This window comes from Candidatus Poribacteria bacterium (genome assembly GCA_016866785.1).
Lineage (GTDB): Bacteria > Poribacteria > WGA-4E.
Window position 1 is genome coordinate 1 of sequence record VGLH01000146.1, and the last position, 9,209, is coordinate 9,209.

Genomic DNA, 9,209 nt, shown 5'->3' on the forward strand with positions numbered 1-9,209 from the left:
TCTGACCGAAGAGATCTGGGTCAAGAACATCCTGAACGTCTTCGTCGCTCCGATCAGCATCGCGGAGATGGTGCTGGCGACGTGCCTGATGGGCGTCATCAAGGCTGGGATCACCGGAGTGGTGCTCGGCGGTCTCGCCTACGTCCTCTATTCGTTCCAGCTTTTCGACGTGGGGCCCGCGCTCGTGCCCTTCCTCGTCAGCCTGATCCTTTTCGGGTGGGCGGTCGGGATGTGCACGATGGCGTTGATTCTGCGGTTCGGACAGGCTGCCGAGGCGCTCGTGTGGGGCGTCCCGTTCCTGATCCAGCCCTTCTCCGCGGTCTTCTATCCAGTCGATGTTCTTCCGGGGTGGCTGCAGACTGTGGCGTACTGCTTGCCGTCCACGTACGTGTTCGAAGGCATGCGCGCGGCGCTCATGATCGGGACGGTGGAGTTGCGGTTCATCGTGTCTGCCCTCGCCCTCAATGTGGTCTACCTGGCGGCGGGAGCGACCTTCTTCGCATGGATGTTCCGTCAGGTCCGTGAGAAGGGGTTCCTGAGCCGTCTGGGGATGGAATAGTGGCACGCGCAAGCTCGGTACGTGCCGCCCCGAGAGACCGCTCGGACGACGGCGACCTGTTCCGCGATATCCACCCAGAGGCTGCGGCGGCGTATCCGCGCAACTTCGCCGCGAACGTGATCTACTCCATCTTCATCCGAATGGGGTGGGTCTATAAGACCGAGAGCACCGTCATCCCTGGATTCGTCACCGCTCTGACCCGCGATCCGGTGGCGATCAGCCTGACGCCCATCGTCTCCCGCCTGTCGCAATACCTGCCGCAGTTTTTCCTGCTGGGAGCCATCGAGCGGGCTCACCGCAAGAAGCCCCTGCTGATCCTCGCGACGTCCATCTTCGCCCTCTCGTGGGGCAGCCTGTCTGCGGTCCTCTGGTTCGGCAGGAACCTGAGTCCTCGGACGTTGCTGGTCGTGTTCCTGCTCGCCTACGGTTCGGGTTGGGTCTGCACGGGGGTTCAGGTGGTCATCGACCGAGTGATGATGGGTAGGTTGATACCGGCGCGACGCAGAGGGCGCATCCTCGCGGTATCGGGCCCTGTCGGCAGCTACTCGGTCGTGTTCAGCGGACCCATCATCGCCTACTTGCTGAGTCACGGCGGCGACTTCCCGCGGAACTACGCGATTGTGTTCGGCATCGGGTTCGTCACGTTCCTGATCGCGCTTTCCGGGGCGGCGTTGTTGGTGGAACCCAAAGACGAGGACTACCGTGCCCCTGAGTACACGCTCGGAGACCTGGCGCGACAGGGCTGGGCGCTGCTGAGGCAGGACGCGACCTTTCGCGACGTCTTTCTCCTCGCTGCGATCCAGACGCTGTCCGGCTACCTTTTCAGCTACTATGTCGCCTATGCACGGTTGTGGTCGGAGGACCCAGGATTCCAGAGCTCGCTCAACGCAACGCTCGGCTGGGGATTGTCGGTCCAGAACATCGTCATCGGAACCTTGTCGCTGAGCCTGGGCTTGCTCGTCGATTGGAAGGGCAACCGGGTCGTCATGGTCGGGCTGAGCTCGATGCTGGCTCTCGTTCCCCTGGTTGCAGTCGCAATCGGTCGATTCGTGCCCGAGCCGTCGCGCCTGATGGCTCTGCTGGTGCTCTATGCGATGATCGGCGGCATGGCGGTGCTGATGCGCGTCATGTCGAACTACGTGCTCGAGATCGCTCCGTCGGAGCGGCAGGCGCTCTACGTCGGCATTTTCGGATCGGGACAGATCGTCACGCTCGCGTTCCCGCTCCTGATCGGCGCAGGCATCCGCTGGGCGAGAGGTCCGCTCGGAGAGATGCCCGCCTACGAAGCGGCGTTCCTCATCTGCGCAGGCGTGTTGCTCGTGAGCGTCTGGATCGCGGCGCGTCTGCCGGAGCCGCGCTTCGCAGAGATGACGATTCCTGATCGAACCGGTCAGATGGGTTAGCATGGCTGCGCTCGTCCTGCACATCCTGTTCACGTCGGGCTTCGGACTCGGGCTGAAGGGAGCCATCCAGCGGCGACTGGACATGGCGATTGTCGGAGGCGTGAACTATGTCGTCGCAGCTCTGTGCGGGCTCATCTGGGTGTCGCAGGCTGGAATCGTCATCGGCGTTCCTGGCGTCGCGTTCGGGACGATCAACGGGCTCTGCTACTTCGCGGCGTATTTCGCCCTCCTGCAGACCATCTTTCATCATGGCGTTTCCATCGCCCGCGCGGTGGGTCAGTTGGCGATCCTGATCCCGTTGGCGTTCTCGATCCTCGTGTGGGGCGAGTATCCGTCGGTCGGGCAGGCGGTCGGCATGGTTGTCGGGATCGGCGCGCTCCTGCTGATGAACGTTCGGCGCGATCCGACCGGATCGACGAGCCTGGCGGGCGTGCGGATCGCGTTGTTCGCGTATCTGGCTCTATCCGGGAGCGCGCGATTGGTCGCCAAGGTCTTCGCCGAGGCAGGCGCGCCGGACGAGAAGCCCGTGTACGTCGTCATCGCGTTCATCGTCACAGCGGTCGCGTCGATCTATCTCTTCGCGAAGGGCGGACGAACCCCCACGTGGACAGAGCTGGCTTGGGGCGCGGGGATCGGCATCTGCAACATGGTCCAGATCGCGTTCTTCCTGGCGGCGCTCGAGCAGCTCCCGGGCATTGTCGTGTTCCCGGCGGCTGCATGCGGCGCACTGGTCGTTACGGCAGTCGTCGCCATCGCGTTCCTCGGCGAGCGTCCCACGGCAAGGCACTACGTCGGGATTGCCGCCTCGACGCTGGCGGTCGTTCTGCTCTACTGGCGGACGCCCCCGCATTAGGCGCGGGCGGTAGAGCGCCGCGGCTGGACGCTCGTGTTGCCGTGCCCGTATGATCCCTTCATGCACAGAGGCATGGGTGGACTCGGAGGCATCTTCGCGGAAGTGCTCAGACCTCGCCGGCTGACGCTGATGTGCTGCGTGTGTCTGGCGCTGCTCGCCCGTCCTGCGGCGCTCGATGAACCCGTATGGCACACGTACCAGGGCTCCACTTTGCGGGTTCGGTACGCCAAAGACCGACCGACCGCCGCCCGGGTGGCGGCCATCGGCGATGCGCTGTTCGCCGACGTCGCGGCGCGCTTCCCGCTGCCGCGCGGAACCGTTGTGGACGTGTGGCTGACCGACTCGTCGGACGAGTTCGCCGACATCGTCCACGCCCCGATCCGGGACTGGGCGATGGGCTATGCATTTCCAGAGGAGGGCAGAATCGTTCTACGGCTCCCTTCAGGGCCCGGCAGGCTCGAGTCGCTGGATCAACTGACGCGTCACGAAGTGGCTCACATCTGCCTCGGAGCCTTGGTCGGCGGTCGGGCGTCGGAGGCGCCGATCTGGTTCCACGAGGGATTCGCGATGTACGTGTCGGAGCACTGGGACTGGCGACATCAGTGGACTCTGTTGATCAGCCATCTGTTCCGACAGCTGCCGACGCTCGATGCTCTATCGCACGCGTTCCCGGCGGACGCGGATGACGCGCGTATCGCCTACACGCAGTCCTTCAGCGCGGTGCGTCTGCTCATCCTCGAGCGCTCCATGACGCGATTTCATGTGCTCCTGTCGCGTCTCGCAGAGGGCGATGCGTTCGAGTCCGCCTTCGAGGCGACGTACGGGCTTTCGACGATGATGTACGACGTGGAATGGCGCGAATCGGCAACGGACGGGGCGCAGTGGCTCCTGTTGCTTGGGGGATCCATGACGCTGGTGGCGCTCGTCACGCCGTTCGTCGTCGTCGGTTACGTTCGGTTCCGCCGTGAGCGGAACGCCCGGCTGGAGGAGTGGGCCCGCAAGGAGGCGGAGCCCGACTCGTTCTTCCGCGGTTAGGGCAGCGTGGGTCGTCATGCGAGGATGTTCGAGCGAGTGGCACTGGGAACCCACCAACATCGGCGGTCTCGGCGCGGTTGGGTCGCCGCACTTGCCGGCGCGGTCGTCCTGATGTGGTCGTGCGCGCTGATCGCCGGCTGGTGCGCGCCGCCACAGTGGACCGCTCCGATTCGGCTTTCGACGCCGACCGGACCGGTCGGGGTCGCCGCTATCGACGCGTCGGGCAACGGCGAGAGCCTCGTCGTCGCATGGTCGGATACGCGGCTCGGCCAACCGTCGGTCTTTGTGCGTGTGAGTCTGGACGCCGGAGCGACCTGGCAGGATGAACGGCTCGTGCCTTCGTCGGGACCGGCGTCCCATCCGTCCGTACTCGCCTACGACGGAGGCGTGTACATCGCGTACGTGCAAGAGCAAGCGCAGCGGAGTTCGCTCTACGTCGTGGGTATGACGCGGGACGGCTGGCTCGCGCCGGTCCAAGTGGCGGCGGCTCCTGCCATCTCCGCACCGAGGCTTGCGGCAACGAGCGCGTACCCCGTGCGACTTGCCGTCGTTTTCGACAACGCGTTCGGCGGCATAACAACAGCACAGTGGTCACGAAGCGACGATCTCGGGCGAACATGGACGACACCAGCGCCCATCGCCCCGGACAGCCCTTCGACGGGCAAGCCGTCCATCGCCGGCGGACCCGACACGTTCCACGTGGCGTGGCGCGATCGGCGCGAAGGCGTCGCCCACGTCGTCTACAGCCAAGGCGTGGTCGAGTTCCAGACTCGCGAGCGTCGTCTGTCGGATGTCGCTGGGAGCGGCGAGCCGTCCATCTCGGCGATGGGCAGGCGCGTCGCCGTCGCATGGCAGAGCCAGCCGTCGCGCGAGGGTCCGAACATCTACTCGACGGTCAGCGATGACGGCGGCGCGACCTGGTCGGTGCCATGGGCGATCACACAATCGACGGCACAGTCCACACGACCCTCTGTTCTCGCGATGCGCGAAGGGGATGTCACGGCATGGCAGGATGGGTCCTCCGGCGACTGGGAGGTGCACGTCGCACGCCGCGAGGGAGGCGCGTGGGGAAGCCCGGATCGGCTGACGGAGTCGGCAGTCCCCTCGATCCTTCCGCGGCTGGCGTTGACTGACGATCCGAGCTCGCCCGTCGTAGGGGCGGCGCTGGCGCACGCCGTCTGGATCGACCGCTCAACTGACGGTTCTGCGGCTGTGTTCTGTTCGACTCGCGATGCGTGGCCGCCAGCCACTCCTGGGAGACCGGTTCATTCCGACAGCTCCGCCAGAGAGGGCTGGGACGACGACTCCACGGCGTTGTTCCGTTGGGATCCGGTGCCAGGGGCTGCCGTCTATCGCGTGTTCGCCGCAGTGGACGGCGGCGCTCGGGAGCCAGTCGCCGAAACCCAGCTTCCCGAACATCGCCTGCCGGTTCTCGACGGAACGACCGTGCGAGTTGCCGTGTCTGCCACGGACGCTGTGGGCAACGAGGGCCCCATATCGCCCGAATCCTCGCCCATCGACATCGACTTGTCCGCGCCGACCGTCGTTCTCGACGAGCCACGCGACGGTACCGTGGCGTTCCTGCCCGTGCCGGTCCGAGTGGCATGCCGTGATGCGAACCTGGAAGCCGCTTACGTCGAATACGGTTCGACGCTCTCGCCTTCGGAATGGCATGCGCTGGCTGGGCCCTTTGTCGATTCGTTCGATCTGCGCGAGGTCGCGGTGTGGGATGTCGGTCGCCTGATGGGAGCGCACAGGTTGCGCGTGCGCGCGGTCGATCACGCCGGGAACGAGACCACCGTGTCAGTCCGCGTCGACATTGATCGGCGGCCCGCGCCGGCGGTCGGTCCCGGCTCTGTTCGGGCCCTGCTTCCTTCGAGCGAACTGTCGACCGGCAGACGCGATCCTTCATGGTCACCCGACGGATCGCGCATCGCCTTCGCCTCGGACGAGGGGGGGTCATCGGACCTGTGGTGGGCGCGAATCGACGGAACCGAGAGCGGCAGACTGACACGCGACATGGCGCTCGATGCGCATCCAGACTGGTCGCCGGATGGTTCTCGTATCGTCTACACCAGCCAACGAGACGGCGTGTGGCAGCTACACGTGGTCGATGTCGCGCGGTTGGGCGTGACCTCCCTGACGACTGGTGTCAGCGCCGCAGAGGACCCGGCATGGTCGCCCGATGGGAAGAACGTCGCCTTCGCTTCGAACGAGGGCGGCGACTACGAGCTCTTCGTCCTGACCAATGTGGACGCAGTGCTTCGTGGCGGAACGCCATCAATCGTCCAGATCACGCGCAACGGCGCCGATGACCGCGATCCCGCTTGGAGTCCTGACGGTAGATTCCTGTCCTTCCAGTCTCACCGCGCGGGATCCTGGGACATCTGGCGTGTCCGCGTTGACACCGGCTCCGAGGAACCATTGCTGACGGGACCATACCACGACCTGCGACCTGCGTTCGCACAGTCAGGCAAGCAACTGCTCTTCACGCGCGAGGGAGTCGGCGCGCCGGCACATGCTCGCGTCTTGGACCTCGTATCCGGCGGCGAAATGCGTACAACTCGCGAAGGGCTCGTGGCAGCCAACGCGTGCTGGGCGCCCGATGCCCGCCACATCGCCGTCGAGAGCGATGGCGAGATCATGGTTCTTGACCTCATGTACGCGGAGACGCCGCTCGAGGCTCGCATCGAGTCGCCGGTCGAGGGAGCGTTCGTATCCGGCACAGTACGCATTACAGGCGCGGCACGCGGATCGGACTTCGTGCGCTACCGACTCGAATCCAAGCAGGAGACTGAAGGAACCGCATGGGCGATCGTCGAAGGGCCAGCCACGTCTCCGGTGGAGCCCGGTGGGTTCCTGGGAGCGTGGGACACCCGAGGTCTGCGGGGCCCTCAGCGTCTGCGTCTCGTTGTCGAATCCTCTGGCGGGCAGACCGCCGTGGCGGAGGTCAAGGCTCTCGCGCGTCCTGCGAAACCCGAGATCTTCGTCGCGTCGCCTCTGGACGGGCTGGTGACGCTGGCGTCGAGTGTCCGTGTATCCGGCGTATCGACAGCTCGGCTGGTAACGGTGAACGGAGAGCGGATCGCGACCTCGTCGAAAGGCGAGTTCTCGGCAGACATCGGGGTTCCTCCTGGGAACACGGTGCTGCGGGTCGTCGCCGAAGACGCCACGGGCGAAAGCTCGGAACTACGGCGTACCGTCCGACGCGTCGTCGAGAGCATGTCACTCGTTGTGGACTCGCCTCTGCCGTTCGAGAAATCGCCTGCCCCGTACGTCGTGGTCGCTGGACGGGCTGACGAGGGGTCGTCGGTCAGGGTGGATGGTGTCCCGGTTCCGCTGGTCGGCGGCAAGTTCAGTCGAGTTGTGCGGATCCCGCAGATGGGAGGCATCGTGACCGTCGTGGCGCAGGACGCGCTCGGGCGCGAAGCGGCGGTCGTTCGACAGGTGCAGGTGGCAGACGTCGGGGCGTCGGGACTCGATGCGATCTCCCCGGCTGTGACGAACCCGATGCCGCCGTTCGGCGCACGCTACACTGATCCGCGCTCCGAGTTTCGCTGCCAAATCGTGGACGACCGCGCCATGGACGCCGACAGCCTATCGGTGAGCATGGACGGCGACGAGATCGACGAGGAGAACTGGACTTTCGATTCCGAGTCGGGTGCCCTGCGCATCCAGATGCCTGTGCCACCCGGCGACGGCACGCATCGAATCGTCATCGCCGGAGCCGACGTCGCTGGCAACGCACTCCGCTTCGGCGAGTGGAACGTGACCTTGGACCGACAGCCGCTCAGTGTCCAACTGAGCGCCGAACCGACCAATGCTGATGGATCGAGCGTGCGCGCGACCCTAACGTCGAATGTGCCGCTGCGAACTGTGCGCGCCGCCCAGGCTGCCGTTCCGGGTCAAGCGATCGGGTATCCGCTGGCAATCCCAGTTCCTGCCGACACTGCGGCGAACGCCACGGGCGCGTACGTCTACACCGCCGAACTCGCCATCGCCTACGGTTCCATCGTGGGGCTGTCGGCTGAGGTGGTCGATGTACTCGGACGCGCCGCACGGGTGCGAGGCGAATGCGCCTCCGTCGCGCTGTTGCGATCCGCACCAACCGTGGTCGAGTTGAGCAACGGCGTACGTGCGGAGCTCAGCCCGACTCAGCAGGCGCTTCCGCGACGCATCGTCGTCCGCAGTCAAGACGGCAGAGACCAGACGACGATACGAGCCCAGCGCGAAGACGCTGAGGCTCGCGGGTTGTCGATGGACAGCGCAGGAGGCGGCGCATACCTGTTCGCGGATGGCGACGCCGCCACGGAGCCGACCGCGACGACCTGGGTGGCTCCTCGCGACGTGACGGCGAAGCGCGCTTGGTTCACATGGGACGAGACCTCGCAGCGGTGGCAGCCGCTGCCGAACTCGCAGACAGGACCTGAAGTCGCTGCCTCTGGCGCACCCAACGGGGTCGTCGCGCTGCTGTCGGACGCGGATCGCCCCGTCCTTACCACTGTTGAACCGCCGAGCGGCTCCGCGATCTCGGGCTCGCGCTACTACGTCGATGCCGAGGCGACCGATGTGGGGTCGGGGATCGATCCGCGCGACGTGGTTGCTTACCTGGACGGTTCCCCGGTGTCGGTGCGGGTGACGCCGGTCAACCTGCAGACCGTCCATGTCCGCTACGTTCCGGTCGATGTTGGGCGCGGGCTCCATACGCTTCGGCTCGTGGTGCGCGACCGCGCCGGGAACAGCGAGGAGACGGAGCTCGACTACATCACCCAGGCAGTCTTCGACTTCACCGACGTTCGCCTCGTGCCCAACCCGGCGCGAACCTCAGGCAAGGCGCTCTTCCAGCTCACCGGCACGGCCGACGTAGCGATGGACATCTACGCACCCGACGGAACGCGCGTCTACCACGCGGAGCAGTCCGGCGTATCCGGCAGCCTCGATCCGGCACGTTCGACCGAATCGCTGACTTGGGACTTGGCGAACTCGAACGGGAAGCCCGTCGCCAGCGGCGTCTACGTCGTCCGGCTCACGGCGACGAGCCATATGGGAGGAAAGGCAGTGAGGTACCTGAAGTGGGCGGTCGTCCGGTGATGGCAGACCTCGCGGCGGCTAGCCTGTCCTCGCCATGAAGCGGCGCAACAGGGACACCGATCGTTTCGGTCGGTGACGACAAGAGGAGATTGCCGCTACGGTCCCGGCAGCGACCAGCGCCCCGATCACCACGCCAACAGCCAACCCGACCAGCGCGACACGTGCGGTTCGCACCATGGTACCTCGCTAGGCGACGTCCGCGAAGCCGCCGACACTGGATTTCGACCCGGACTTAGCGACCCACACCTGCAGCCGTCTCGTTGCCGCA

5 protein-coding genes are annotated in these 9,209 nt (G+C 65.9%); all 5 read left to right on the plus strand.

The annotated features are described in order from the left end of the window. Position 1: 1 nt before the first annotated feature. From FJZ36_16355 to FJZ36_16375, 5 genes are read left to right on the plus strand one after another with little or no spacing between them, the layout of a single operon-like run. Positions 2-559: an ABC transporter permease gene (locus FJZ36_16355; protein ID MBM3216471.1), complete on the plus strand. Its 558-nt coding sequence runs from the start codon at positions 2-4 to the stop codon at positions 557-559. Next, positions 559-1,962: an MFS transporter gene (locus FJZ36_16360; GenBank protein MBM3216472.1), complete on the plus strand. Its 1,404-nt coding sequence runs from the start codon at positions 559-561 to the stop codon at positions 1,960-1,962. Before FJZ36_16355 ends, FJZ36_16360 begins: the two co-directional genes overlap by 1 nt. Position 1,963: 1 nt before the next feature. Continuing rightward, the gene (locus FJZ36_16365) at positions 1,964-2,815 is read left to right on the plus strand and encodes a DMT family transporter (GenBank protein MBM3216473.1); all 852 of its coding nucleotides are present in this window, start codon (positions 1,964-1,966) and stop codon (positions 2,813-2,815) included. Between the two features lie 60 nt (positions 2,816-2,875). Then, positions 2,876-3,850: a hypothetical protein gene (locus tag FJZ36_16370; protein ID MBM3216474.1), complete on the plus strand. Its 975-nt coding sequence runs from the start codon at positions 2,876-2,878 to the stop codon at positions 3,848-3,850. 6 nt (positions 3,851-3,856) lie between these two features. Then, positions 3,857-8,941 carry a hypothetical protein gene (locus FJZ36_16375; GenBank protein ID MBM3216475.1) on the plus strand — a complete coding sequence of 1,695 codons (5,085 nt, stop codon included), beginning with the start codon at positions 3,857-3,859 and terminating at the stop codon, positions 8,939-8,941. Positions 8,942-9,209: the final 268 nt, after the last annotated feature.